Raw genomic sequence first — 26,221 nt, 5'->3', positions numbered from 1 at the left:
TCAGGAAAAGATCAGCTTGCCGAATTTGTCGGCGATCCTGACGGCGGTCAGCCGGCCGCTGTGAAAGGCGCCGGTGTCGATGTCGAGCCTTCGTCCGTCGAGCCGAGGGATGTCGACCGGCGTGTGCCCGTGCACAACAAAGCGGTCGAGCAGATGGGCGGCCACGAAGAACTCGTCGCGGATGTTGAGCAGATCCTGCTCGTCCTGCGCCACAAGGTCGATGCCCGGCCTGATGCCGGCATGGACGAACACGAATTTCTCCGAACAGAGCAACACCGGCAGGCTGCGCAGGAAGTCGATATGATCGACGGGGATGACCTCCCTTATGCGCCTGTCGACCTCGTCGCTGGATGCATAGAGGCTGCTGAGTCGCTCCGGGTCGACGCCGTAGGAAAACAGCGTCTCACGGCCGCCGACCGCCAGCCAGCGGTCCCGCGACAGATAGCCGTCGAGATAGTTCAGCATCGCCACTTCATGGTTTCCCGCCAGGCAGACGCGCAAAAACCCTTTCGGCGGCGGCGCCAGCAGATGATCAAGCACGCGCGCCGATTGTGGTCCGCGATCGATATAGTCGCCAAGCATGACGATGATCTTGCGCCCGCGAAATTGCAGCCCGTCGAGCGCGATCTTCTCTTCCAGCGACAGCAATTCCTTGTAGCAGCCATGCACGTCGCCGATCGCGTAGACGACGGTATCCTCCATATCCATTTCCAGGCGCTCGCGCGGCGCCGGCCGAGAGGGTCTGGATCGCTGAAACAAGGCCACTGGGCTCGATGCCTGCCGAAAATCGTGTTTCGTTTCCACGGGCGCGCCTTTGTGACGAGCCGCAAACCCGTGGATACATGGCAGGCGTTGGAAATTCCATAACGGCGGCTGCTTTCGCACCGGCCTCAAGGCCTGGCGATCAGGCGGCGTTGGTCGAGCCGCAGCCGGATCCGCAGCTCAGCCGATTACCACCACGCCTCTGTGCCGGCTCGGCCCCCGCAGCGCGAGTGGTCAGATGCCTCGGGCTTTGAGCGCCGCCGTGATCTCGTCGAGGATGACGGGGTCGTCGATGGTCGCCGGCATCGTCCATTCGTCCTTGTCGGCGATCTTTTGCATCGTGCCACGCAGGATCTTGCCGGAGCGCGTCTTGGGCAGCCGCTTGATCGTCACCACCGTCTTGAAGGCGGCGACCGGACCGATCCGTTCGCGCACCAGCCCCACCACCTCGCTTTCGATGGCAGCGGCATCGCGGGCGACGCCGGCATTGAGCACGACGAAGCCGAGCGGTATCTGGCCTTTCATGGCATCGGCGATGCCGATGACGGCGCATTCGGCGACATCGGGATGCGCTGAAAGCACCTCTTCCATGGCGCCGGTCGACAGCCGGTGGCCGGCGACATTGATGATGTCGTCGGTCCGCGCCATGACATAGAGATAGCCGTCCTCGTCGATCATGCCGGCGTCGGCGGTCTTGTAGTAGCCGGGGAACTCCTCGAGATAGGCCTGCCGGAAGCGGGCGTCGGCGTTCCACAGCGTCGGCAGGCAGCCGGCCGGCAGCGGCAGTTTTACCACCACATTGCCAAGTGTGCCGCGCGGCACCTCATGGCCGGCATCGTCGAGCACCCGGATGTCGTAGCCCGGCATGGGCACGCCGGGCGAGCCGTATTTCACTGGCAGCAAGCCAAGGCCCGCCGGGTTGATGGTCATCGGCGAGCCGGTTTCGGTCTGCCACCAATGGTCGACCACCGGCACGTTGAGTTTTTGCTCCGCCCATTTGATGGTTTCGGGGTCGGCGCGCTCGCCGGCGAGGAACAGAGTGCGGAATTTGGACAGATCGTATTTCGCAACGAACTCGCCCTTGGGGTCCTGCCCCTTGATGGCGCGGAAGGCGGTCGGCGCGGTGAACAGAGCCACCACACCGTGTTCGGCGATCACCCGCCAATAAGTGCCGGCGTCGGGCGTGCCGATCGGCTTGCCCTCGAACAGCACGCTTGTCGCGCCATGCAGCAGCGGCCCGTAGACGATGTAGGAATGGCCGACCACCCAGCCGACATCGGATGCCGCCCAGAACACCTCGCCCGGCTTGACGCCGAACTCGTTTTCCATCGTCCATTTGAGCGCGACCATGTGGCCGCCATTGTCGCGCACGATGCCTTTCGGCTGGCCGGTCGTGCCGGAGGTGTAGATGATGTAGAGCGGGTCGGTGGCGAGCACCGGCACGCAGTCGACATTGGCGCCTGCCGCGCGCTCGCGCGCAACCGCGTCGGCAAAATCGATGTCGTAATGGTCTTTTAGCTCGCAGCGCAGCTGGTCGCGCTGCAGGATCAGGCACGCGTCCGGCTTGTGGCGGGACATCTCGATCGCCTTGTCGAGCAGCGGCTTGTAGGCGACGACGCGTCCCGGCTCCAGGCCGCAGGACGCCGAAATGATCAGCTTCGGCTTGGCGTCGTCGATGCGGGTGGCAAGCTCGTGCGAGGCAAAGCCGCCGAACACGACCGAATGCACCGCGCCGATGCGGGCGCAGGCGAGCATGGCGATCGCCGCTTCGGCCACCATTGGCATGTAGATGATGACGCGGTCGCCCTTGACGATGCCGCGGTTCTTCAGCACCGACGTCAGCGCCACCACTTCCCGCTTCAGCTCGGCATAGGTCAATTTCTTGACCGTGCCGGTGATGGCGCTGTCATGGATCAGCGCGATCTGGTCCGCGCGGCCGCCGGCGACATGGCGGTCGATGGCGTTGTAGCAGGTGTTGCAGGTGGCGCCATTGAACCAGCGCCCGTAAACGCCGGCACTGGCATCGAACACGCTGGTCCACGGCGAATACCAGTCGATCGCCTCGGCGGCAGCGGCCCAGAACTGTTCCGGGTCGCGTTTCCAGCCGTCATAGACCTCGTGGTAGCGTGACGCCATTCATCCCTCCTCGGGAAAATTCCCTGTCTTGCAATAGCCTATGTGGGTTTTCGCGGCCATGTCTTCCCCCAAATGCCATGTGGCTGCCGAAATTCGGCGGATAGTCGCTCTCGCCTTGACCACAAATTGCAGGGACGATTGCCTGGGTTTGAAATCGGGGCATTGCGCGCAATGATGGTGCGATACGGGGTTGGATCTGCCGTTGGAGCAGCGCTGCTGTCGACGATCGTTTCCGCCGCCCAGGCCGGCGATGCCGCGGCGCGGCGCATGATCGGCTTTTCGCCCGACGGCAATTATTTCGCCTTCGAGCAATATGGCGAACTCGACGCCGCCGTCTCCGGCTGGTCGCAGATCGATATCATCGACACAAGAACCGACGAATTCGTCGGCGGCAAGCCGATCCTCGTCGTCGACGAATCGGAAGAGGCGACCACGACGGTGGACCAGGCACGGGCGCAGGCGGCAAAGCAGGCCGCGCCCATCCTGGCCACATATGCCATCGCCGCGGCAGGCAGCAACGGCTTATGCGCCCCGGTGGGCTCGTTTCGGATATCAGCTCTTAAAGCGGCAAGGCCGCCAGCATCAGGCCGACGCCACCTGCAATCAATATGGCGGCTGCCAATGCCTTCCGGTGGCGTTCGAACGCCGTCGGAGCACGCTCCCAATTGTAACGCATACCCAATGCTCTCCCAAAACCCCGGCGACTCCTAGCTTACTTAAGGTAAGGAAAGCAAGATCTTGACCTTGTCCGATAGCCGGCTTGACGGTTTGCGACAGTGATTTTCAGGTGCAACCACCGACTATTTCTGGAGTGCTTTCCTCTTTCTAGACCTTGTGGAACTTACCACAACTCAGGATTGGGTGTCCCCACCATGTTTTGGTTGCGTGTGTCATAAAGGTGTTGCCGTTGCCGGATTGCCACACATCGTTCGGACTGGCTTGTTCTGCCTCTCATCCGCGCAATGGACAGCGCCGCATCGCCGCGCTATCTGCTCTCGAGCAAAATGGTCTGGAGGGCGCCATGGCCCAAATCGCTTCTGAAATGGTCCTGCGGCTGGCGGACGACGCCTCGGTCCAGCATGTCGGCGACGGCGCTGTCGTGCTCTTGGCGCGCAGCGGCCAGCTTTACACCTGCAATGGCACCACCGAAGCCTTTCTCGACAAGGTCGACGGTGCCCGCAGCCTCGACCAGATCGTTGTCCTGCTTTCCGACGAGTTCGAGGTCGACAAGGATACGCTCGACCAGGACATGGCGGCGCTGGCCGCCGAACTGGTGAGCGAAGGCATTCTCGCCGACCCGGCTGTGTGATGGCGGACGGTATTCTCCTGCGCACCCTGTTTCGCGTCCATTTGTGGACAAGCGCGCGGCTGATGCCGGTCCTGATCGGCCGCCGCAGCTTCGAATCGGTGTTGAAATGGGCGCCGCTCAGCGCGCCTACCCCGTATCGCGGCCTGTCGTCCGCCTACATCGTGGCTGCCGTCAACCGCACCGTGCGGCACCCCTGGCTGATGCGCGATCGCAGATGCCTCAGGGAAGGCCTGCTCGCCCACCGCTTCCTGCGCCTTGCCGGCTTCGATCCGGATCTGCGCTTCGGCGTCGATCCAAAGTCGATGCAGGCGCCGCGCATGTCCGCCCATTGCTGGGTTTGCCTCGACGGCCGGCCGGTGGTCAGCGACAGCCTCCCCGGCATGGTGCAGATCTATCGCCATCACGCCGATGCCGGAAAGGCGCACGCTGCTTGACCGGTTCGGCGGCCACTTTCTGCTATGACCTCAAGGGCCAGGTCATCAGCATATCGGCCTCGCGGGCCGATCTCTGGCCGAGCTTCGACCTCATGCTCGGCACGTTGCGTGTGGCCGAACCCGTCGAGCCGGCTTTCCGCGTCAACATCGTCAAGACGTCGGCGCTGCAGGAATCACCTGCCGGCAACCTCGCTTTCGACGGCGAGGTGCCGGAGGAAGGTCATTGTCGGATGATCGACGGCGGCGGCATCGTTCACCTGATCTTTCCCGGCCTGCAGACCGCCTCGATCAACGCCGATGAGGGCTGGGCCGAAATCCGCGTTCATCCCGACGCCAAGGTCAAATGGACGTTGCTGATGATGGTGCTGGATGCCGCCCTCGATGCCGGCGGCCAGCATATGTTCCATACCGCCGGCCTGACATTGCCCGACCGCGAGGCGCTCGTGCTGATCCATGCGCCGAGCGGCACCGGCAAGTCGACGACCTCGCTGGCGCTGGCATCGCAAGGCTTCGGCCTGTGCTCGGACGACGTCATGATCCTCAAGCTTGCGTCCGACGGCGGTATCACGGCCTGGGGCTTGCCGCGCAAGGTGAAGGTCCACCGCAACACGGCGGCGATGCTGCCCTTCGTGGCCCCCTGTCTCGCCAACAAATGGGACGCCAATGGCGAGCAGGCAGTCTCGCTGGAACGTCTCGCCGAGATCATCCGCATCGAGGAGACAGTCGACCGGCCGGTCGTAGCATTGCTTCATCTCGCCCGCTCGGCGGACGCGCAAACCCGGCTGGTGCCGATGGCCAGAACCGACGCCATGGTGGCGCTCGCCGCCGACAATGTCAGGACCGGCATGACCGGCCTTTTGCCGGCGCAGAAGCGCCGCATGTCAACGATCGCGATGCTGGTCAAAGCCGTTCCGACATTTACGCTGGAAGTCGGTGCGAACCCGGCCGAGGCGTCAACATTGATCCGTGCCGCTCTGGTCGACTGAGCCGCACTCAATCCTCAGATCCAAATTTTCGTATCGGAAGCGCCGGCCTTCGCTGGCTCACGGACCCGAGCTTTCGCTGCAGTCGCATAAGCAGTCGGGTTAGCCGGTTGTAGGCCAGGTGAACAACGCGCCCGTCTGCGCAATCAAATGCCACAAGTCCCCATCGGTGCATCGACGCCTTGCCGGTCACGGGTCGGGGCCGCAGAACAGGCTGCGCCAGGCGAACCGGTTTTCCGTCTACCAGCACGTTGACCGCAACGCTGGGCCCTACGATGCGGCATAGCCTGGCGACATGGGCGCTCGACGAGTCGCCGCCAACGATCAGCGGGCTTCGCTCCAGCTGCGCCCAAACATACTCGCCGCTGGGCTGGGGCATACCGGTTAGCTTGCCACGGCAATGCTCCGGTGCGGCGTCCGCCACCAGCCTGGCCATTGCGCTGGCGGTAGCGGCTGAGACTGTCGCTGCCGAATGCCAATCCTCTGGGGATAGCGCGATCTGCGCCAGAATATCACCCTGGTCGAATGCCGGCGTCATCTTGTGAAGGGTCACACCGCCGTGGATTTCGTGATTGCCGTCGATGACCAGCCTGTGAATTGGATGAGGGCCGCGATAGTGCGGCAGCAGCGCCGGATGCAGGTTCAAGCCGCCTTTTGGAAACACTGTCAGCACCGTCTGCGGGATCAGCCCACGAAAACCGAAGCAGATCAGGAGATCGGCCTCGAGCGCAGCTAGCTGCCGCCCTAGCTCCGCCCAATCATAGGGCGGAGCGAATTCGATCAGCGCTGGGTGTCTGTGACTGAGATAGCGTCTTAAGATCGGCCCACGACGCCGGCGCCGCCGCCATGTGCTGAAGCTCGACTGCTTGCCCGACCGCGGGCCGGGAACGACAACGGCTGCAATGCGATGACCTTTCTCAACCCAGGCGGCCAGCATCGGTGCGGTGACAGAGGATATTTCGCTGACAAAGACAGCTGAGAGCGATGCGCCCGGATCCACAGCCTGCTCAGGCCGCATGGGGCTTGGATCGGGCAAGCCGCTGAACCCAGCGGAAGGCGTCGCGGCGCAGACGCGAATGCATCTTGTCCCTGGAATTGACGCCGAGCAGCGTATCGCCGGTGATGAGCCATTTGGCCAGACGTATCGGGAGATCGGGTTTGATGCGGTCGGCCAGTTCGATCGCGTGCGGTGCATTAAACAACCGCCCCGTCACATTGAGAACCGTCGCCAGTTCGAGCTCGATGCCGCTCACGCGCGCCGCCTCGAACAGCCGGTCCTCGTCCGCAGGCCAGCGCAGCGCGCGCACGCCTTGCAACACGTCCACGCAAAGCTGCAGCCGGTGGAACTTGTGCCCGCCCGCGGCATGCACGATGGCGATGGTCAGCAGCGCGGCCGGCGTGTCGACCTCGCCACCGTCGATGATCTGCAATTGGCGAAAACCTAGTGACAGCCGCCGCCGCATGCCGGAATCATGCACCAGATTGCCGTGCAGTTCGATCAGCAGGCTGGTATTCTCCCTCTCCAGCCATTTGAACTCCTGCAGATCCTGCGACTGCGCCTCGCCGCTCCAGAGCTCGAAGCCACATCCGGCAATCACAGTGTTGGCCTCGGCGATGCTGGCCGGCTCAACCAGAATGTCGATGTCGGTGAACGGCCGGTCGGCGGGGTGGCGATAAAGTTTGCGCGCGAAGACCGGCCCTTTGACGATGCGGGCAGGAACGCCCTTCGCCGCCAATGCCTTCATGATGCGATCGCCATGATACTGCAACAGCATCGACTGGCCGGTCGCCAGCGTCGACTGGTCGCGCAGTTCCGACAATTTCTGCTGCAAGGCGGCGTCCGCCGGCAGCTGGGCGTCGCCGATTTCCCGGAGCTTGCGCAGCATGATCGGCAGCACGCCGTGGAACTCGGCATTGGCGAGCAGTGCCAGCAAGGTTTTGGCAGCAACGTCGCCGCCAACAGCAGCCGACGCCTCCGGGTCAGCGAAGGTCAGCAGCAGTTTTTCATCGGCAGGCGCAAGAGATGGCAGCATTAATCCGGATGACGTTAGCCCACTGGAGCAATTCCAGGAAAAGTGTGAAGCGGTTTTCCGTCCGGAATTGCGTCAAAACAAGAAGCCAGAGCAGTTCGCCGTTTCGGTGAACTGCTCTGGGAGGGCGTATGTTGCAGAAAAGCATGCATGAAGCCAGCGCATGGTGCAGAACCGGCTCATGAATTGACTTTCCGCGGTTTCCATCCATTCTTTTGCATTGGAATCTGGAGGGTACTGGAATGACCAAGAAAAAGTATGAGGCGCCTGTGCTGCGCAAGGCGGGAAAATTGTCCAGTCTGGTGGCCGGCGGGCCGTCAAAGGCGGCTTAAGACTTCTGAGACTTAGGTGGGCCGAAGCAACGGGCCGGGTGTAGGCAGGTCACCAACAGGTCGCGGCAGCGCCCATATCGGGTTGGCGGCAAAGGGGGAACTGCGATGACCAGGAAACAATACGAGAAGCCGGTGCTGCGCAAGGCTGGCAAGCTGTCCAGCGTCGCCGCTGGCGGTCCGTCTGGCCCGGCCGGCTGACCCTTCTTTAGCCTATAACCCCCAGCGCAGCGCGGCCGTGTGCACGGGCGCGTCCCACAAGCCCGTCGTTTCGCCATCCAGCATGGTCAGCGTGATCGAGCAGCCGGCCATGTCGAGCGACGTGACATAGGACCCGACGAGCGAGCGGGTCACCGTCACGCCCTGCGCCTCGAAGATTTTGCGGGCGCTGTTGTACATCAGACAGAGCTCCATCAGCGGCGTGCCGCCAAAGCCATTGATGAACAGCAGCGCCGGGCCCTTCGCCCTGTCGCCGAGATCGCCCAGAATCGCGGCGCAGATCTCTTCGGCGATAGCATCGGCGCTTTTCAACGTGTCGCGACGCCGGCCGGGCTCGCCATGGATGCCGACGCCGAATTCCATCTCGCCATCGCCAATGTCGAAGGTCGGCCTGCCGGCCGCCGGCACGGTGCAGCTGGTCAGCGCCACGCCCATTGAACGCGTTGCAGCGTTGACGCGATCGCCGAGCGCCTTGAGATCCGCCAGCGCCATGCCTTGCTCGGCGGCGGCGCCGACGATCTTCTCGACCACCAGCGTTCCGGCAACGCCGCGCCGGCCGGTCGTATAGGACGAGTTTTCGACCGCGACGTCGTCATTGGTCACCACTTGCAGGATGCCGTCGGCCATCTCGGCCGCCATGTCGAAATTCATCACGTCGCCTTCATAGTTCTTGACGATGAACAGGCAGCCGGCGCCGGCATCGACGGCTGCGGCCGCCGCCAGCATCTGGTCCGGCGTCGGCGAGGTGAAGACCTGGCCGGGGCAAGCGGCGTCCAGCATGCCGTGGCCGACAAAGCCGGCATGCAGCGGCTCATGTCCCGAGCCGCCGCCCGAGATCAGCGCCACCTTCCCCGGCTTTAGCACCTTGCGGCGGATGAATTTGTGCTCGTCACCGAGCACTAGAATGTCGGCATGGGCGGAAACGAAGCCATCAAGGCTTTCGCTCAGCACCGTGTCGACGGAATTCATAAACTTCTTCATGTGTCCTCCCGACACGAGACGATCAGCCACCACTCCTGCCGGTGATGCTGGTGATCTTCTGGATGAATTCGTTGATCGCGCGGTCGAGCGCCGCATTCTGCTTGTCGTCGCCGAAATCGGGCACGATCAGCGAGACATGCCGCGTCTTGCGCATGCCTGCGGCGATCGACATCTTGCCGGGATGCGCCAGATGGTAGGCGGCGAGAAAGTGGTCGCGCTCGGCCGGGCTGAAATGGCAGACGGAAAAAATTGCCGGCAAATGTTTTGAAGGTATCGGGATCGAATAGGCCGGGCTGGAGATTTGCGTCACGAAGCTGCGGTGCTTGCCCAGCGCATCGGCAAGGCGCTGGCGCATGCCCGAGGGGCGCTGGTCGATGACCTGCGACAGGATCGTCTTGTAGGCGCGGATCGCCTCGTCGGAGCCGGGTTCTGGTGTCTTGTCGACCATCTCAGCCACGCCTAGACCGAAACATCTGAGATGGCCGCTTTGGCCATGGCGAGTTGGGCAGGGGCCACCGAGAGATCGCGCAGGCCGGCTTCGAGCAGCGCCGGTATTGAGGCCGGATCGCCGCCGGCATCGCCGCACAGGCTGACCGGGATTTTTGCGCGCAAGCCGAACGCGGTCACTTCCGCGACGAGCCGCAGCACGGCCGGATGTCGCACCGAATTGAGATGCGCCACCGCAGCGTTATCTCGGGCTGCCGCCATTACATACTGGGTCAGATCGTTGGAGCCGATCGAGAAGAAGGCGACATCGGCAAACGCCTCCGGCGCGATCGCCACCGACGGCACCTCGACCATGATACCGAGCGGCGGCATTTTTTGCGCGACGCCGCGCGCGATGAGCCCACCCTGCTCCTCCGCGAACAAAGTGGCGGCACGTAGGTACTCCTCCGTGACGGCGATCATTGGAAACATCACCTTCAGATTGCCGTGCACGGCGGCGCGCAGCAGCGCCCGGACCTGTACACGAAACACGTCCGGCCTTGCCAGTGACAGCCTGATGCCGCGCAGGCCTAGGAACGGGTTGCTCTCCTCGACGGTGAAGCCCGGCACCGGTTTGTCGCCGCCGGCGTCGACGGTGCGGATGGTCACCGGCTTGTCGCCGGCCCATTCCAGCACTTTGCGGTAGGCGCGGTATTGCGTCTCCTCATCCGGCGGCGCCCTCCCGAACAGGAATTCGGTGCGCATCAGCCCGACGCCGTCGCAGGTTGCGATGTCGATGCCATCGACCTCGGACGGATCGGCGATGTTGACCTGCACGCGCACCGTCGTGCCGGCCTTGGTCACCGCCGGCCTCGCCAGATAGGCTTCGGCCTTGTCGCGGCGTGCCGCAAACGAAGACGACGAACGGCGAAAGGTTTCGATCTCGGCCTTTGAGGGTGCCAAGACAATGCCGCCATGTTCGGCATCGAGCAGGGCCAGGCCATCGGGATTAGCCGGGGAAGAGCCAAGCCCCACCACCATCGGCACGCCGCGCGAGCGCGCCAGCATGGCGACATGGCTGGCGGTGCTGCCGGCCCTCAACGCGATGCCGCCGCCGGCGCTCCAGTCGGTTTCGAGAAAGCGCGTCGGGGCGATGTCCTCGCCATAGAGAATGGCCCCGGCTGGTGCCGCGTACTCCTGCTCCTCGGTCAGCGCGCGCAGTACCCGGTCCCTGATGTCGCTGATGTCGGCGGCGCGGGCGCGGAAATAGTCCTGGTCCGACGTTTCATAGCCGGCAATCTCGGCGTCCAACGCCTGCCGCCAGGCCATGTCGGCCGGCATGCCCGACGGGATCGCCGCAAAGGCCGGCCCGGTCAGGGCCTCATCCTCCAGCATCGCGAGTTGGAATTCGAGGATGCCGGCCGCCTCTTCATCGGCGGTTTCGATCAAGGTCGCGAGCCGGTCCGTCGCGCTGGCGAGTGCGGCTTCCAGAGCAGCCTTCTCCTCGCCGGCTGTCGCCTTGCCCGTGTAGCGCGCAGGGCCGCGGTCGAGATTGAACAGCGGCCCTTCGGCATAGCCGGCCGAGGCTGAAATGCCTTGCAGCCTAAGCGGTTCGGGCATGGCCCGCGCCCTCGTCGAAATCGCGCCGCACCAGCTCGGTCAGTGCGCTCACGGCATCATCGGCGCCGTCGCCGCTGGCCCTGATATGCAGCATGGTGCCTTTCGGCGCCTTGGTTGCCATCACCTTGACGATGCTCTTGGCGTCGAACCACGGGCCGTTGGCGGCGAGCGCTATTTCCACTTCGGCGGCAAAGCTCTTGGCGAGCTTGGTGAACTTCACCGAAGGGCGCGCATGCAGACCCACCTCGTGGGTGATCAGGACGGTTGCTTCGGCAAATGCGGACATGCGCTCAAAATTCCCGTTCACTCACGACGGCGACAATTCATGCGCCGTCGCCACCACTTCCTTCAGCGAGGCGCCGCCGGACGCCTCCGTCGCGGCCATCACAGCACCTTCGACGATCGGCGCGTTGCAGACGACAATCTTCTGCGCTCGCGGCTCGCCGATCATTTCCACCGCCATCTCCGAGTTGGTCTCGGCACCGCCGAGATCGACCAGTATGGCGACTCCGGCCTCCGACCACGCCTTTTCGATGGCGCCCATGATCGCCTCGACACTGGTGCCGAGCCCGCCATGGCCGTTTCCGCCGCACCATGCAAGCGGCACTTCGTCGCCCACCATCTGGCGCACCATGTCGGCCGTGCCTTCGGCGACCAGCGGCGAATGCGAGACGATGACGATGCCGACATTGCTCATACGCTTTCCCCGATGGTTTCGGCGACGGTCCGCACCAGCAGCGCAGTCGAACGCGCGCCCGCATCCATATGGCCGATGGAGCGGTCGCCGAGGAATGAGGCGCGCCCGCGCAGCGCCTTCATCGGAATGGTCGCATCGGCCGCCGCGTCAGCGATATTAGCGATCTCAGAACCTGTCTTTCCATCCGCAAGCGCGTCATGCACCGGCTGCAGCACGTCGAGCATCGTCTTCTGGCCGACCTGCGACTTGCCTCTGGCGGCCACCGCTTCGATCGCCTTGCCGAAGGCAGCCGTCAGGTTGGCGCGGTCGGGCGCAGCCGAGATCTCCTTGCCAAGCGCCATGAACAGCGTGCCGAACAGCGGCCCGGACGCGCCACCCACCGTCATCACCAGCTTGGTGCCGATCGCCTTCAGGGCCTCGGGCAACGGTTTGGCCGAAAACGCCTCTGCCTCGGCCCGCACGGCTTCAAAGCCGCGCTTCATGTTCAGCCCGTGGTCACCGTCACCGATCGCCTGGTCGAGCGCGGTCAACTCCTCGGCGTGAGCGGCAATCGTGTCCGCAGCGGCCGTGATCAGCCTGGCAAGATGAAAGACCGCCATATCCAAATTCCCGGTTTCGGTCCTGCCGGCAGTATCGAAAGAATTTTCATTCGACAACTGAAGCATGCCGTCAGGCCGCTGCATACAGCGCGGCGGCGGCCGCGAACACTTCGGCAACCGCATGTGCGCCGGGGTCGACCACGCCCTGCAATTTGGTGCCGACATAGGCGGAGCGCCCGGCTTTCGCCTTCTCCATGGCGGCCGTGGCGTCGGCGCCATGTCGGGCCGCTGCCGCCGCAGTGTCCAGGTCCTTGGCGTCGAGCGCTTTCAGCGCCGGCTCCAGCGCATCGACCATGGTGCGGTCGCCGACCATGGCACCGCCGTAGAAGGTCATGCGGTCAAGGCCGGAAAGCAGCGCCCTGGACAGGGACGCACCGGTACTCGAAGTCTGAGCTGCCGCGGTGAAGAATATCGACAGCAGCACGCCTGAGGACCCGCCCATGGCGACACCCAGGAGATCGCCCACTGCCGCCAGCGTGGCGGCCTGATCGGCCAGCGGCAGCGCATCGAGATTTTCCAATACGCTGCGCGCGCCGGTCGCCACCGTCGAGCCGGTATCGCCGTCGCCCGCCTTGGCGTCCAGCCCGTTCAAGGCCTCTTCGAGTGCAATCAGCCGTTCGCAGATCGTGACGACAAGCCGCCTGGTGCGCGCATCCTCACTGGGCTTGCGCGCCGCGCTTTGTCCGGATGCCTTCGCCATCGGAACGACGGCCGGCGCGGCAACGGCCTTTGCCGGCATCCAGGCGTGTGGGCCGACGGGCGCCAGCAGGGCCGCTTCGCGCGCGGCATCGAGCTTGATCAGCGACAGCGAGAAGCCGTTCATGTTGAGCGCCGTCATCAGCGGCCCGGGGCCGATCGCAAGCTTCACGGTCTTGGCCAGCGGCGAGGCCAGCACAGCATTGGCGACCAGCGACATTTCGAGCGGCGGCACCGAACCGAGATTGTTGATCAGGAGAGCGTGGCTGGCCTTCGGGTCGAGCCTTGCGGCAAGCCGCTCCGCCATGATCGCGACCAGCCGGTGGGCGCTTTGCACTGCGATCCGCTCGACACCCGGCTCGCCATGGATGCCGAGGCCGAGTTCGCCATCGTTTTCGCCGAACCGCTCTTCATGCGGTTGGCCGGGAATCGAGCAGGACGACAGCGACATGCCAAGCGAGATGATGTCTTTTGCCGCCGCGCGTGCCGCTGTCGCGATCGCTATCAGATCGCTTCCGGTCTCCGACAGATGGCCGGCGATCTTGTGCACGAACAAGGTGCCGGCGACGCCGCGTGGTTGGTTGATATCCGGCAAGGCGATGTCGTCGGCGACGATCGCCATCTCCACGCGAAACCCCTCGGCGCGCGCCTTCTCGGCTGCAAGGCCGAAATTGAGCCGGTCGCCGGTGTAATTCTTGACGATCAGCAGGCAGCCGGCCGGACCGGTGACCGCGCGGATCGCCGCCAGCACGGCCTCGACGCTTGGCGAGGCGAAGATCTCGCCTGATACCGCCGCCGTCAGCATGCCCTTGCCGACGAAACCGGCATGCGACGGCTCGTGCCCGGCGCCGCCACCGGAGACAACGGCGACCCTGGTCTTGTCCCAGTCGGCGCGCAACACGACCTTGATTTCGGGATAGCCGTCGAGGCGCGCGAGATCGCCGGAACCGATGGTCCGCAACAGACCGTCCAGCGCCTCGGTGACGATCGTTTCCCTGCGGTTGAAAAAGTGCTTCATCGAATTCGTCCCGTATTCGCAATCGTCAATCGGAAGCCGGCGTGTAAACCGTCGAAAACCTCACATCAGCCTCTGCCCATCCGCGCCGAAATAAAGCGGCGAGCGGTAGCGGATCACCACTTTGTCGCCTTGCGCCAGATCCGTGTCGGGGTCGGTCAGCGTCACCAGTTTCTTCGGGCCCACCGTCACATGCAGATGGTTCTGGTCGCCGAGATGCTCGACCCAGTCGACGATGCCGTCGGCGTGGCCGTTCGCGGCCTTCTCGATCGACAGATGCTCGGTGCGTGCGCCGATCGTCTTGGTGCCGGTCGGAGCGCCGCCATCGGGCAGCAGTCCGGCCGGCAGAAGATTGATCGCCGGCTGGCCGAGCCGTGCCGCGACATGAAGATTTGCCGGCTCGGAATAGATCGTGCGCGGCGTGCCGATCTGCACCAGCACGCCATCGGCGAGGATGCCGATGCGGTCGGCCATGGTCATCGCCTCGATCTGGTCATGCGTGACATAGAGCATTGTGGCGCCGAGCTCGGCCTGGATGCGCTTCAGCTCGAGCCTGAGATCGGCGCGGAGCTTGGCGTCCAGCGACGACAGCGGCTCATCCATCAGATAGATCGACGGTTTGCGCACCAGGGCGCGGCCGATGGCGACGCGCTGCATCTCGCCGCCGGACAGCTTGGTCGAGCGGTTGTTCAGCTTGTGGTGGATGCGCACCATTTTCGCCACTTCTTCGACGCGGCGGCGGATCTGCTCCTCCGGCATTTTCCGCGCCGGCGAGCGCAACGGGAAGGCGAGGTTGTCGTAGACCGACAGATGCGGATAGAGCGAATATTGCTGGAACACGAAAGCGGTGTCGCGCTCGGCCGGCGACAGCACCGTCGCATTTTGGCCGCCAATATGGATCGTGCCGCTGTCGGGCCGCTCCAACCCGGCGATCAGGCGCAGCGTGGTCGTCTTGCCGGCGCCGGTCGGCCCGAGTAGCACGACGAACTCGCCATCCTTGATCTGGAGGTTGAGATTGCTGACGGCGGCGTGGTCGCCAAAAGTCTTGGTCACGCCTTTGATGTGTATGTCAGCCATGCTGCACTCTCCCTTGAGAGGCCGTATCGTGGATCGCGGTGCGCACGGCGCGGCCCGATCCCTTGTCGAACAGTGACAGCCGCGCGCTGTTCAGGGTCAGGCCGACATGATCGCCGGCAGCGAGCCGGATTTCGGCCGGCACCCGCGCCTTGATGATGCCGTCCGCCGTCTCCACCGCGACGATCTGCGTGGTGCCGAGATATTCCGTGCCGTAAATCGCGCCGCGCAGTTTCGACGCATCGTCGAAGCGGATGTGTTCGGGACGGATGCCAAGCGCCATGTCGGCGGGCGCGATGTCCTCCCGCACCTCCGGCACCGCAACCTTAGCGCCCTGGACGATGATTTCCTTCGCCCCTTTGGCCAGTCCGCCGCCAAACCCCAAAAAGTTCATCGGCGGCGAGCCGATGAAGTCGGCGACGAACATTGTCGCCGGGCGGTCGTAGATCTCGCGTGGGCTGCCGAACTGTTCGATGACGCCATGGTTCATGACAGCGATCTTGTCGGCCATCGACATCGCTTCCATCTGGTCGTGAGTTACATAGACCGTGGTAGCGTGGATGCGGTTGTGCAACTCGCGCAACTCGTGGACCATGAGGTCACGGAACTCCGTATCGAGCGTGCCGAGCGGCTCATCCATCAAGAAGCATTTGGGCCGCCGCACGATGGCGCGGCCGAGCGCCACGCGCTGGCGGTCGCCGCCGGCGAGGCCGGAGACCGATTTGTTGAGCAGATGGTCGATGCGCAGCAGCTTTGCCGTCTCTTCGACGCGTTGACGGATTTCGGCCGACGGCATGCCTTGCGCCAAAAGCGGGAAGCCGATGTTCTTGCGCACATTCATGTGCGGGTAGAGCGCAAACAGCTGGAAGACGAAGGCGATGTCGCGTTCCCGTGCGCGGCGCATGGTGACGTCCTCGCCGCCGAGCAGGATCTGACCTCCGGTCGGCAGTTCGAGCCCGGCGATCATGCGCAGGGTCGTCGTCTTGCCGCAGCCCGACGGCCCGAGCATGACGAAGAATTCGCCATCCTCGACGACGAAGCTCGAATCCTGCACGGCGACGAAATCGCCGAAGGCCTTTCTCAGGTGTTGGACGCGGATCTCGGCCATGACTATTCCGGGAATTTCGAGACGATGATGAACATCACCGTGCCGGCGAGCATGGTGATGAAGGAGTAGGTGTAGAGCGCCAGTGCGAAGGGCTGGAACAGCATCAGGAAGCCGATGGCGATGATCGCCGTCGCGATGTTTTCCAAGAGGCCGCGCCTAGCCCAGCGCGGCCACTTTCTGGAGATAGCCGGGCGCGTCATGTGTGGCTCCTTTCCCTCTGCCCCTTCACGGGGCGAGACGGTTGCCAGGTAGTTCCCCCACTCCGTCGCCGCATCGCGGCGCCACCTCTCCCCCCTCCGGAGGGAGAGGAAGGGAGTCTGGCTGAATGAAGTTCGCGCCCTTCCTCTCCCCCGTCGATCGGGGGAGAGGTGTCGAGCGAAGCTCGACGGAGTGGGGGTCGACCTGGCGTAGCGCGAGACGGTACCTGCTTGCCATGCACGCTATCGCCAAACGTCAAGCACCGTCGGTTTCGTATTCCCACATCAATCATTTGCGCACCGCGCCGAAGGTGATGCCGCGCAGCAATTGTTTGCGCAGCAGGATGGTGAAGACCAGGATCGGCACCAGGAAGATCGTCGTGCCCGCCGCCACCGCCGGCCAGTCCTGGCCGCCTTCGCCGATGATGGTCGGGATGAAGGGCGGTGCCGTCTGCGCGGTGCCCGAGGTGAGCAGGGCTGCGAACGCATATTCGTTCCAGGCGAAGATCAGGCAGAAGATCGCGGTCGCGGCAATGCCGGTAGTCGCCTGCGGCAGCACGGTGCGCCAGAAGGCCTGCAGCCTCGTATAGCCGTCGATCATCGCCGCTTCTTCGTACTCGCGCGGGATCTCGTCGATGAAGCCTTTCAAGAGCCATACCGCCAGCGAGACATTGACCGCCGTGTAGAGCAGGATCATGCCGAGCGCGGTGTCGGAGAGGCCGAGCTCGCGGTACATCAGGTAGATGGGAATGGCGACCGCGATCGGCGGCATGAAGCGCGTCGACAGGATGAAGAACAGAAGGTCATCGGCCAGCGGCACCTTGAAGCGCGAGAAACCATAGGCCGACAGCGTACCGAGGAAGACGGCGCAGAAGGTCGAACCGAAGGCGATGATCAGCGAGTTGACGAAGCGCGGCAGGAAGTTCGACGGGCCGGCAATCACCATGTTGCGCTTGCGCACCGTCTCGTCGCAGAAGCCGGTCGCCGGCCCCAGCGAGTTGATGTATTCCGGCGTCTGCCGGGTGCGCGTCGTGAACAGGTTGCAATAGCCTTCGATGCTCGGCTGGAAGACGATCTTGGGCGGATAGGCAATCGAATCCGGTGGCGTCTTGAAGCTGGTGGCGAAGATCCACAACAGCGGCACGATCGAGATCAGCGCGTAGGCGACGATGATCGTGCCGGCGATGCCTTTTGCTGTTCCCGAAGGGGCAACGACGGAATGGGCGGTGGTCAGGCTCATCTCTGCTTCACCTTGTTGAGCGCCTTGACGTAGATGTTGGCCAGCCCGAACACTGCGACGAACAGGATGATGGCGAAGGCCGAGGAATAGCCGGTGCGCCAGCTCTCGAAAGCCTGCCGCTTCAGCGTGATCGAGGCGACTTCGGTGGTCGAGCCCGGCCCGCCGCCGGTCAAGAGAGTGACCATGTCGAACATCTTGAAGTTTTCGATGCCGCGAAACAGCACCGCCAGCATGATGAAGGGCAGCGCCATCGGCAGTGTGATCGACCAGAACTGCCGCCAGTTTGAGGCGCGGTCGACCTCGGCCGCCTCATAGATGTATTCGGGGATGGAGCGCAGGCCGGCGAGGCAGATCAGCATCACGTAGGGCGTCCACATCCAGGTGTCGACGATGATGATCGACCATGGCGCCAGCGACACGTTGGACAGCATCTGGATGTCGGTTGGCGGGATGCGGGTGACGAACGAGACAGCGTAGGAGAACAGCCCGATCTGCGGTTCGTAGAGGAAGCGCCAGAAATTGCCGACGACCGCCGGCGACAGCATCATCGGCACCAGGATGATGGTCGTCCAGAAGGCATGGCCGCGGAATTTCCTGTCGATCAGCCAGGCCAGCGTAAAGCCGATCAGCGTCTGCAACAGAATGGTCCAGAACACGAAATGCGCCGTGGTCTGCATAGCAATCCAGATATCCTGGTCGCCGAGGATGCGCTGGTAATTGGCGAGGCCGAGGTTCTTGACCACCTCATTCGGCCGGTTGGCGCGGAAGTTGGTGAAGGACAGATAGATCGCCCAGAACAGCGGGAAGATGTTGATGGCCAAGAGCAACAGGATCGTCGGCGAGATGAACAGCCAGGCGAGGCCCTTGTCGCTGATGCCCCGGACCTTGCGGGCCAACGGCTCCGGGGTCGCCCGGGCAACGTTCTCCGCAGTCCGATTGAGCATGGTGAGTCCTGCTTCGGTCACGTCAAGTCTCGACAATGGAATTTATCTGAACTGCGTCCCGTGCCAAGGGCGGCACGGGACGCTTCGGTTTAGCTCGGGAGGAGCTTACATCTTGCCATCGTCCTGGAAGACTTGCGTCCAGTCCTTGACCAGGCCGTCGAGTGCGTCCTTGGATGACCCCTGGCCGGCGACGACATAGTCGTGGAAGCGCTTCTGCGACGCCTGCAGCAGCGGTGCGTAGCTCGGCTCGGCCCAGAAGTCCTTCACGATGGCCATCGAGTCGAGGAAGGTCTGCGCATAGGGCTGGCTGGCCGGGAAGGCCGGATCCTTGACCACCGCGTTCAGGCAGGAATAGCCGCCCAGCGACCACCACTTGGCCTGCACGTCCTTGTTGGCAAACCATTTGATGTATTTCAGCGCCGATTCCTGCTTGTCGGAATAGGACACAACCGAAATGCCCTGGCCGCCGAGCTGGGCGAACTGGTCGCCGTCCGGACCCTTCGGGTTGACGAAGTAGCCGATCTTGTCGCCGCCGACATTCTCGTCCTTCTGCAGGCCGGGCCAGGTAAAGGCGAAGTTCATGTGCATGGCCACCTGGCCGGATTTGAAGGCGTCGACGCCTTCGCCCATGTAGCTGTTCGACGCGCCGGGCGGGGTGCAGCAATCATAGAGCGCCTTGTAGAATTCCAGCCCCTTCACCGATTTCTCTGAGTTGACGAAGCCTTCCATTTCGTAGGGCTTCTTCGGGTTTTCATACTGGAAGCCGAAGCTGTAGAGCACGTCCATGGCGCCCATGGTGATGCCTTCCGAGCCACGCTCGGTGTAGATCGAGGCGCCATAGACGGTCTTGCCGTCGATCTCGCGCTTCTGGAAGAATTCGGCGATCTGCTTCAACTGGTCGAAAGTGGTCGGCGGGCCGAGATCCCAGCCATACTTTTCCTTGAATTCCTTCTGCAGCTCCGGCTTGGAGAACCAGTCCTTGCGGTAGGTCCAGCCGACGACGTCGCCCATGGCCGGCAGCGCCCAGTAATTCGGCGTGTTCTTCGGCCATTCGGAATACCCGACAACGGTTGCCGGCACGAAGTCGTCCATGCTGATCTTCTCCTTGTCGAAGAAGTCGTTCAGCTTGACGTAGTGGCCGTTCTCGGCCGAGCCGCCGATCCACTGGCTGTCGCCGATGATGAGGTCGCAGAGCTTGCCGTGTGAGTTGAGTTCGTTGAGGAAACGATCGGCATAGTTGGTCCACGGCACGAACTCGAATTTCATGCCGATGCCGGTTTCCTTGGTAAAGTCCTTGGACAGTTCGACAAGTGCGTTGGCCGGGTCCCAGGCGGCCCAGCACAGCGTCAGGTCTTCAGCGTGCGCAACGTTCGAGACGGCTGTCGACGCGGTAATCGCCGAAGTCAGTCCCAACGCCAGTTTCAAGCTCGATTTCATGCCTTCCTCCCATTTGCGAAACGCGCCCGGATGGCGGTTTCAAGAGCCCTCAACCCTCGCTCCTCCGAGGGCCTAAACATGGCGGCGCGGTGCGTCGCAGATGTTTAGTAATTTGTTTAGTGATGCAATTTTTACTAAACAAGGCAAGCGAATTCGTTGCTGCGCCGCAGCATTGCGAAACGAGGATTGAAATCGTTGGGAAAATGATTGTGTGGGGGTTCGCCCGAAAGTTGCTTAGCCGGCGTCGCTTGCAATTTTTATCTGTGGCGTCACTGGTCGGACAGGCGGCGCGGGCGGCAGCAATGCGCGTATATCGGCGAAGGGAAAAGTCGGCTCGAAGCGAAAGGCCTCGGCCAGCGAACCGGGGACGGCGTTGCATTGACCGGCGCGAAACGCGTTCTGGACGCGCGCCCGTTCGACATACTGTTCCGGCAGCTGCGAGCGATGGGCGCGGATCGCCTGGATTTTGACATCGTGGTAGGCGGAAATGTCCACATAGTGCGTCGGCGAAAATCCGGTTCCGCCCATCGTGTCGGTATGCAGCACCGGCACAGCGAAGGAGGCCGCGATGCGCACGCCGTCCGACAGCGCGCGGTGGTCGGCGTGATAGTCGTTGGGCGCATGCGTGATCACCAGATCCGCTGTTGTCTCACGTATCAGCCCTTTCAGCGAACCGATCAGCGCTGCATCGGCCATCAGTTCGCCGTCGGGAAAGTCGAGGAAGCGCGGGGTCGCGCCGAGCAAAGCCGCAGCGGCAGCCGCTTCCTCGCGCCGGACACGAGCCAAAACGCTTGGGTCGCCCTTGCCGCCCTTGGCGCCATCGGTGGCTATGGCAAAAGTGAGTTCTGCGCCTTGCGCCGCATAGGCGGCCATCGTACCGAACATGAATATCTCGATGTCGTCCGGATGCGCGCCGAGCGCCAATACCTTCACCGCACTCTCCCCGGAAATGGAAAAACGTGACGAACGGAATCCTGCTCGCCCTCATCGCCTATGCAAGCTATTCGTGCAGCGATGCCGTTATCAAGAGCCTTGGCGGACAGTTCACCGTCTTCGAGATCGCCTTGTTCGTGACGCTGTTTGCCGGCTGCTTCCTGTTTTTCAGCCGGCCGGCCGATGAGCGCTGGCGTGGTTTCTGGCGCACGAAGCGGCCGTGGGCGGTGCACGCCCGCGCCTGGGCCGGCATGGCATCGGGCCTGCTCAGCGTCTATGCCTTCACCACCATTCCGCTGGCTGAAGTCTATGCACTGGTCTTCCTGGCGCCGCTCTGCGTCACCATTCTGTCGATGCTGGTGCTCAAGGAAAAGGTCGGCCCCTGGCGCTGGCTGGCGGTGGTCGCGGGCTTTGCCGGCGTCATGCTGGTGGTGCGGCCGGGTTTTCGCGAATTGCAACTCGGCCACCTTGCCGCCTTCGCTGTCGCCTTCCTGGCCGCCTCCAACATCATCCTGACCCGCTCGCTGGCGCAGCAGGAAAAGCGCACCACCATGCTGGGCGTGCTGGTTGGCTATGGCCTAGTGTTCAACGGCATAGGCGTCGCCGCCACATCGTTTACCCTTCCCAACGCGATGCAGCTGCTGTGGCTGGTGATGGCGGGCGCGTTCGCCGCTTGCGGACAGTTGCTGCAGCTGCTGGCCGCCAGATACGCGCCCGCCAACCGCATCGCGCCGACACATTATTCGCAAATCGTCTGGGCGGTGATCCTCGGCGCGCTGTTCTTCCAGGAATATCCCGACTGGCTGTCCCTGGTCGGCCTCGCCGTCGTCGGCGCTTCCGGCCTGCTGACCATGGTGCGAGAGGAGGTGCGGTTGGGTACGGTGCGCTGGAACCCGCTTGCGCGCACCAGGCTCTGAGAGACCGTTTCGAAATTCGCTGCGGCGAGTCATATGGTGGTGGTTTCGAGAACCGGAGCGGAGCGGACATTTGGGTCCGTGAGCACCGGAAGCGCAGAAAACGCCATCAGATCGCCGCCGGAGTAGAATTTCCAAACGGTCTCTAAGCCGGTTGCACGGTTGTGGTGACCGCTGATATGCGGACGCGATGACGACAAGACCCTTGCCGGAGCTTCCGGTGTCCGCCGTACTGCCGGCGCTGAGCGAGGCGCTCGGCGCTGGCAGCAGCGCCGTGCTGGTGGCGCCGCCCGGGGCCGGCAAGACGACGCTGGTGCCGCTGGCGCTGCTCGATGCGTCGTGGCTGGGTACCGGCAAGATCATCCTGCTTGAACCGCGGCGGCTCGCCGCCCGCGCTGCCGCCCGCCGCATGGCGCAATTGCTCGGCGAGGAGCCCGGTGCCACCGTCGGCTATGCCATGCGCATGGAAAACCGCACCTCGGCCCGGACAAGAATCCTGGTCGTCACCGAAGGCGTGCTGGCGCGCATGATCCTCGACGATCCGGAGTTGCTCGGCGTCTCCGCAGTGATTTTCGACGAGTTCCATGAGCGTTCGCTCGACGGCGATTTCGGCCTAGCTTTGGCGCTCGATGTGCAAGGCGCGCTGCGGCCGGATTTGCGGCTGCTGGTGATGTCGGCGACGCTCGACGGCGCGCGCGTTGCGAAACTCTTGTCCGGCGCGCCGGTGATCGAAAGTCAAGGCCGGGCCTTTCCCGTCGACATCCGTTACGACGAGCGGCCGGCTGGTGTTCCCGTCGAAGACGCCATGGCCAAGGCAATCCGTTCGGCGCTGGTCGAGGAGAGCGGCAGCGTGCTCGCCTTCCTGCCGGGGCAGCGCGAGATCGAGCGCACCGCCGAGCGGCTGCAGGACCGCTTGGGAGCCGACACCGACATCGTGCCGCTCTACGGCCAGCTCGACAACAGGGCGCAGGACGCCGCCATCAAGCCGGCGCCGCCCGGCCGCCGCAAGGTGGTGCTGGCGACGTCGATCGCCGAGACCTCGATCACCATCGACGGCGTGCGCGTCGTCATCGATTCCGGCCTGTCGCGGCTGCCGCGCTACGAGCCGGCGAGCGGCCTGACCCGGCTGGAGACGGTCCGTGTTTCCAGGGCATCGGCCGACCAGCGCGCCGGCCGCGCCGGGCGTACGCAGCCCGGTGTCGCCATCCGCCTGTGGCGGGCCGAACAGACGGCAGCACTTCCTGCCTTCACGCCGCCCGAGATCCTCGAAGCCGATCTGTCCAGCCTGCTGCTCGATTGCGCCGCTTTCGGCGTCGCCGATCCGGCGAGCCTGTCCTTCCTCGACCCACCGCCTGCCCCGGCCCTCAACGAGGCGCGGGCGCTGCTCAGTGCGCTGCACGCCATCGACGCGACCGGGCGGCTGACCGAGGCGGGCGGCGCGATGCGCAAGCTGGCGCTGCCGGTGCGGCTAGCGCACATGGTCGCTGAAGCCGCCAGCAGCGGCAACGCGCTCGAAGCGGCGACGTTGGCAGTGCTGCTCACCGAGCGCGGCCTCGGCGGCGACGGCGCCGACCTCGAACGCCGATTGATGCGCTTTCGCAGCGAGAAATCGCCGCGCGCCGTGGCGGCAAGGCAGCTGGCTGAGCGGTTGGCGAAGCAGGCCTCTTCACCCTCCCCCTTGTGGGGAGGGTCGATCCGCGAAGCGGAGCGGGGTGGGGGTCCTCGTGGGGCGCTACCCCGTCTCTCTCGCCTTGCTGCGCAAGGCGCGCTCGCCGACCCTCCCCACAAGGGGGAGGGTAGCAGTGCCGGCGCTTTGCTCATCCACGCCTGGCCGGATCGCGTCGCCAAAGCGCGCGGCGAGCGCGGGCGTTTCGTGCTCGCCAACGGCTCCGGCGCCATGCTCGACGCCGCCGATCCGCTTGCTGGCGAGAGCTGGTTGGTGGTCGCCGATTTGCAGGGCAAGGCGCAAAACGCCCGCATCACGGCGGCGGCGGCCGTCGACGAGGCCGACATTCGTGCTGCACTTTCCGACAGGATCGAGACCCGCCGCGAGGTGAGTTTCGACCGCGCGCGGCGCTCGGTGCGTGTGCGTGAGACCGCCAGGCTCGGCGCCATCACTTTGTCCGAGCGCATGCTCCCGGCGCCTTCCGGCATTGACGCCGACCGCGCCATCCTGGATGCGTTGCGCGAACACGGGCTCTCTCTGCTAGAGTGGGGCAAGGAGGGGGAGACGCTACGCCAGCGCCTTGGCTGGCTGCACCGCGGCCTCGGTGCGCCCTGGCCCGATGTTTCGGACATGGCCCTCATCGAACGCCTCGACGACTGGCTGCTGCCGTTCCTCACAGGCAAGGCGTCCTTCGCCGCGATCGATCCCGGCGCGCTGTCTTCAGGCCTGATGGCGCTGGTGCCGCATGAATTGCAGCGCAAGATCGGCACACTGGCGCCGACCCATTTCGATGCGCCGTCCGGCAGCCATGTGCCGATCCGCTATGACGGCGAATGGCCGGTGCTGGCGATCCGCGTGCAGGAGCTGTTCGGCCTTGACCACCATCCCTCTATCGCCAACGGCACCGTGCCGCTGACGCTCGAGCTGTTGTCGCCGGCGCACCGGCCGATCCAGACGACGCGCGACCTGCCCGGCTTCTGGCGCGGCTCTTGGGCCGATGTGCGCACCGACATGCGCGGCCGCTATCCTCGCCATGTCTGGCCGGAAAATCCGCTGCTCGCCGCCGCCACAGCGCGGGCAAAACCGCGCGGCACCTAGCGTTTCTGGTTTCCCGGCTATAATCCTTGGCCATGATCAATATCCTGCATGCGCCCGACTTCCAGCAAAGCCAGCGGCTGCGCCTCAACACGCTGATCCGGCTGCGGTGGTTGGCCATCGTTGGCCAGAGCCTGACCGTGCTGGTCGTCGCCTATGGGCTGAAATTCCCGCTGCCGGTCAGCCTCTGTTTCGCGCTGATCGCATGTTCGGCCTGGCTGAACCTGGTTCTGACCTTCCGCTATCCGGCGGCGCACCGGCTGACGCCGTTTTCGGCCTTCGTCATCCTGACCTTCGACAGCCTGCAGCTTGCCGGCCTGCTCTACATGACCGGCGGTCTCACCAATCCGTTTTCGCTGCTGATGACTGTGCCTGTCGTCGTCTCGGCGACATCGTTGCCACTGCGGCTGACCGCCATTCTCGGCGGGCTGGTGATAGTGGGAGCAAGCTTGCTGGTGTTCTTCCATCTGCCGCTGCCCTGGTACGAGGGCGCGCCGCTGCCCATGCCGTTTATCTATGTCGCCGGCATATGGATGGCGGTGTTTTCCTCGATCGCCTTCACCGCCATCTATGCCTTCCGCGTCGCCGAGGAAGCCCGCCTGCTCGCCAACGCGCTTGCCGCCACCGAACTGGTGCTGCAGCGCGAGCAGCATCTGTCGGCGCTGGATGGCCTGGCTGCCGCCGCAGCACACGAGCTCGGCACGCCGCTCGCCACCATCGCCCTGGTCTCCAAGGAGATGGAAAAGGCGCTTGGCGACGACCCGAAATTCGGTGAGGACGTCAAGCTGCTGCGGTCGCAGAGCGAGCGCTGCCGTGAGATCCTGAAACGCCTCACCAGCCTGTCCTCGGAGGGCGAGGCGCATCTCTCGCGGCTGCCGCTGACCTCGCTGGTCGAGGAGGTGACGGCGCCGCACCGCGATTTCGGCATCTCGATCAAGCTGCGGCCGGGCGAACGCATTGGCCCCGAACCGGTCGGGCGACGCAATCCCGGCGTTATCTACGGTCTCGGCAATCTGGTCGAGAACGCCGTCGACTTCGCCCGCAAGACCGTCACCGTAAGCTGGAGCTGGGACGAACTCGACGTCACCTTCTCGATCATCGATGACGGGCCGGGCTTTCCGCCCGAAATCATCGACCGCATCGGCGAGCCCTACATGTCGACGCGCCAGGGCAACGAAGCCGGCGGCGGCCTGGGTCTCGGGCTGTTCATCGCCAAGACCTTGCTCGAACGCTCCGGCGCCACGCTCGACTTCCGCAATTCGAGCGGACTGGGCGAGGGCGCCATCGTGCAGATATCGTGGCCGCGCACCGTCTTCCTAAACCCGCAATCGGTGGGAACCTCGATGTTCGACACCGCCTGAAGCTTTGGCCGCAGCC

26 protein-coding genes are annotated in these 26,221 nt (G+C 64.2%); 8 read left to right on the top strand and 18 right to left on the bottom strand.

The features are described from left to right. On the bottom strand, positions 1-708 hold the full coding sequence (locus tag FJV77_RS15100; protein ID WP_185970325.1) for a metallophosphoesterase family protein: 708 nt from the start codon (positions 706-708) through the stop codon (positions 1-3). A gap of 288 nt (positions 709-996) precedes the next feature. Continuing rightward, entirely contained in the window at positions 997-2,898 is a 1,902-nt protein-coding gene (locus tag FJV77_RS15095; RefSeq protein ID WP_142867590.1) for a propionyl-CoA synthetase, read from the bottom strand. Between the two features lie 171 nt (positions 2,899-3,069). On the opposite strand from FJV77_RS15095, the gene FJV77_RS32925 reads away from it, so the two are divergent. The 4 genes from FJV77_RS32925 (at position 3,070) to FJV77_RS15075 (ending at position 5,627) form a co-directional block, all read left to right on the top strand. After that, positions 3,070-3,609, top strand: coding sequence for a DUF2259 domain-containing protein (locus FJV77_RS32925; protein ID WP_246691267.1), 540 nt, complete (start codon positions 3,070-3,072; stop codon positions 3,607-3,609). A 310-nt stretch (positions 3,610-3,919) separates the two neighbouring features. After that, positions 3,920-4,207, top strand: coding sequence for a PqqD family protein (locus FJV77_RS15085; protein WP_142867589.1), 288 nt, complete (start codon positions 3,920-3,922; stop codon positions 4,205-4,207). After that, a complete protein-coding gene (locus tag FJV77_RS15080; protein ID WP_142867588.1) occupies positions 4,207-4,641 on the top strand; it encodes a lasso peptide biosynthesis B2 protein in 435 nt (144 codons plus the stop codon). Before FJV77_RS15085 ends, FJV77_RS15080 begins: the two co-directional genes overlap by 1 nt. Then, positions 4,638-5,627, top strand: coding sequence for a serine kinase (locus tag FJV77_RS15075; protein WP_142867587.1), 990 nt, complete (start codon positions 4,638-4,640; stop codon positions 5,625-5,627). Before FJV77_RS15080 ends, FJV77_RS15075 begins: the two co-directional genes overlap by 4 nt. Positions 5,628-5,634: 7 nt before the next feature. On the opposite strand, the gene FJV77_RS15070 is transcribed toward FJV77_RS15075, so the two are convergent. Further along, positions 5,635-6,642 carry a formyltransferase family protein gene (locus FJV77_RS15070; protein ID WP_142867586.1) on the bottom strand — a complete coding sequence of 336 codons (1,008 nt, stop codon included), beginning with the start codon at positions 6,640-6,642 and terminating at the stop codon, positions 5,635-5,637. After that, the gene (locus FJV77_RS15065; RefSeq protein WP_142867585.1) at positions 6,632-7,657 is read right to left on the bottom strand and encodes a nucleotidyltransferase family protein; all 1,026 of its coding nucleotides are present in this window, start codon (positions 7,655-7,657) and stop codon (positions 6,632-6,634) included. Before FJV77_RS15065 ends, FJV77_RS15070 begins: the two co-directional genes overlap by 11 nt. Positions 7,658-8,091: 434 nt before the next feature. Here FJV77_RS15065 and FJV77_RS15055 point away from each other — a divergent pair, with 434 nt between their 5' ends. After that, positions 8,092-8,184, top strand: a complete 93-nt coding sequence (locus FJV77_RS15055; protein ID WP_142867583.1) for a putative RiPP precursor — start codon at positions 8,092-8,094, stop codon at positions 8,182-8,184. Positions 8,185-8,196: 12 nt separating this feature from the next. On the opposite strand, the gene dhaK is transcribed toward FJV77_RS15055, so the two are convergent. The 14 genes from dhaK to FJV77_RS14985 all read right to left on the bottom strand — a co-directional run bounded on the left by dhaK (position 8,197) and on the right by FJV77_RS14985 (position 21,169). Next, positions 8,197-9,183 carry a dihydroxyacetone kinase subunit DhaK gene (gene dhaK, locus FJV77_RS15050; RefSeq protein ID WP_142867582.1) on the bottom strand — a complete coding sequence of 329 codons (987 nt, stop codon included), beginning with the start codon at positions 9,181-9,183 and terminating at the stop codon, positions 8,197-8,199. A 22-nt stretch (positions 9,184-9,205) separates the two neighbouring features. After that, complete coding sequence (locus FJV77_RS15045; protein WP_142867581.1) at positions 9,206-9,631, bottom strand: hypothetical protein; 426 nt, start codon at positions 9,629-9,631, stop codon at positions 9,206-9,208. Between the two features lie 11 nt (positions 9,632-9,642). Beyond that, positions 9,643-11,229: a phosphoenolpyruvate--protein phosphotransferase gene (ptsP, locus tag FJV77_RS15040; RefSeq protein WP_142867580.1), complete on the bottom strand. Its 1,587-nt coding sequence runs from the start codon at positions 11,227-11,229 to the stop codon at positions 9,643-9,645. After that, complete coding sequence (locus FJV77_RS15035) at positions 11,213-11,515, bottom strand: HPr family phosphocarrier protein (protein WP_142867579.1); 303 nt, start codon at positions 11,513-11,515, stop codon at positions 11,213-11,215. The genes ptsP and FJV77_RS15035 overlap by 17 nt, the downstream gene beginning before the upstream one ends. 21 nt (positions 11,516-11,536) lie before the next feature. Continuing rightward, positions 11,537-11,926, bottom strand: a complete 390-nt coding sequence (gene dhaM / locus FJV77_RS15030) for a dihydroxyacetone kinase phosphoryl donor subunit DhaM (protein WP_142867578.1) — start codon at positions 11,924-11,926, stop codon at positions 11,537-11,539. Then, entirely contained in the window at positions 11,923-12,525 is a 603-nt protein-coding gene (dhaL, locus tag FJV77_RS15025) for a dihydroxyacetone kinase subunit DhaL (RefSeq protein ID WP_142867577.1), read from the bottom strand. Before dhaL ends, dhaM begins: the two co-directional genes overlap by 4 nt. Before the next feature lie 70 nt (positions 12,526-12,595). Further along, complete coding sequence (locus tag FJV77_RS15020; RefSeq protein ID WP_142867576.1) at positions 12,596-14,239, bottom strand: dihydroxyacetone kinase subunit DhaK; 1,644 nt, start codon at positions 14,237-14,239, stop codon at positions 12,596-12,598. 60 nt (positions 14,240-14,299) lie between these two features. Next, the gene (locus FJV77_RS15015; protein WP_142867575.1) at positions 14,300-15,313 is read right to left on the bottom strand and encodes an ABC transporter ATP-binding protein; all 1,014 of its coding nucleotides are present in this window, start codon (positions 15,311-15,313) and stop codon (positions 14,300-14,302) included. Further along, positions 15,306-16,418 (bottom strand): ABC transporter ATP-binding protein, encoded by a 1,113-nt coding sequence (locus FJV77_RS15010; protein ID WP_142867574.1) that lies wholly within the window; start codon positions 16,416-16,418, stop codon positions 15,306-15,308. The genes FJV77_RS15015 and FJV77_RS15010 overlap by 8 nt, the downstream gene beginning before the upstream one ends. Positions 16,419-16,420: 2 nt before the next feature. After that, complete coding sequence (locus FJV77_RS15005; protein ID WP_142867573.1) at positions 16,421-16,618, bottom strand: hypothetical protein; 198 nt, start codon at positions 16,616-16,618, stop codon at positions 16,421-16,423. Positions 16,619-16,904: 286 nt separating this feature from the next. Continuing rightward, complete coding sequence (locus FJV77_RS15000) at positions 16,905-17,855, bottom strand: carbohydrate ABC transporter permease (protein ID WP_112560588.1); 951 nt, start codon at positions 17,853-17,855, stop codon at positions 16,905-16,907. Then, positions 17,852-18,799 carry a sugar ABC transporter permease gene (locus FJV77_RS14995; RefSeq protein ID WP_142867682.1) on the bottom strand — a complete coding sequence of 316 codons (948 nt, stop codon included), beginning with the start codon at positions 18,797-18,799 and terminating at the stop codon, positions 17,852-17,854. Before FJV77_RS14995 ends, FJV77_RS15000 begins: the two co-directional genes overlap by 4 nt. 105 nt (positions 18,800-18,904) lie before the next feature. Next, the gene (locus FJV77_RS14990; protein ID WP_142867572.1) at positions 18,905-20,236 is read right to left on the bottom strand and encodes an ABC transporter substrate-binding protein; all 1,332 of its coding nucleotides are present in this window, start codon (positions 20,234-20,236) and stop codon (positions 18,905-18,907) included. Positions 20,237-20,470: 234 nt separating this feature from the next. After that, positions 20,471-21,169, bottom strand: coding sequence for a PIG-L deacetylase family protein (locus tag FJV77_RS14985; protein ID WP_142867571.1), 699 nt, complete (start codon positions 21,167-21,169; stop codon positions 20,471-20,473). 26 nt (positions 21,170-21,195) lie between these two features. Here FJV77_RS14985 and FJV77_RS14980 point away from each other — a divergent pair, with 26 nt between their 5' ends. From FJV77_RS14980 to FJV77_RS14970, 3 genes are all read left to right on the top strand, one after another. Beyond that, on the top strand, positions 21,196-22,086 hold the full coding sequence (locus FJV77_RS14980; protein ID WP_142867570.1) for a DMT family transporter: 891 nt from the start codon (positions 21,196-21,198) through the stop codon (positions 22,084-22,086). Positions 22,087-22,273: 187 nt separating this feature from the next. Further along, positions 22,274-24,847: an ATP-dependent helicase HrpB gene (gene hrpB, locus FJV77_RS14975; protein ID WP_142867569.1), complete on the top strand. Its 2,574-nt coding sequence runs from the start codon at positions 22,274-22,276 to the stop codon at positions 24,845-24,847. Between the two features lie 32 nt (positions 24,848-24,879). Further along, positions 24,880-26,205, top strand: a complete 1,326-nt coding sequence (locus tag FJV77_RS14970; protein WP_185970330.1) for an ActS/PrrB/RegB family redox-sensitive histidine kinase — start codon at positions 24,880-24,882, stop codon at positions 26,203-26,205. Positions 26,206-26,221 lie beyond the last annotated feature (16 nt).

It is taken from the genome of Mesorhizobium sp. WSM4306 (genome assembly GCF_007003975.1).
GTDB lineage: Bacteria > Pseudomonadota > Alphaproteobacteria > Rhizobiales > Rhizobiaceae > Mesorhizobium.
The sequence above is the reverse complement of the archived record's forward strand: the minus strand, read 5'-3'. Positions and strand labels throughout refer to the sequence as shown.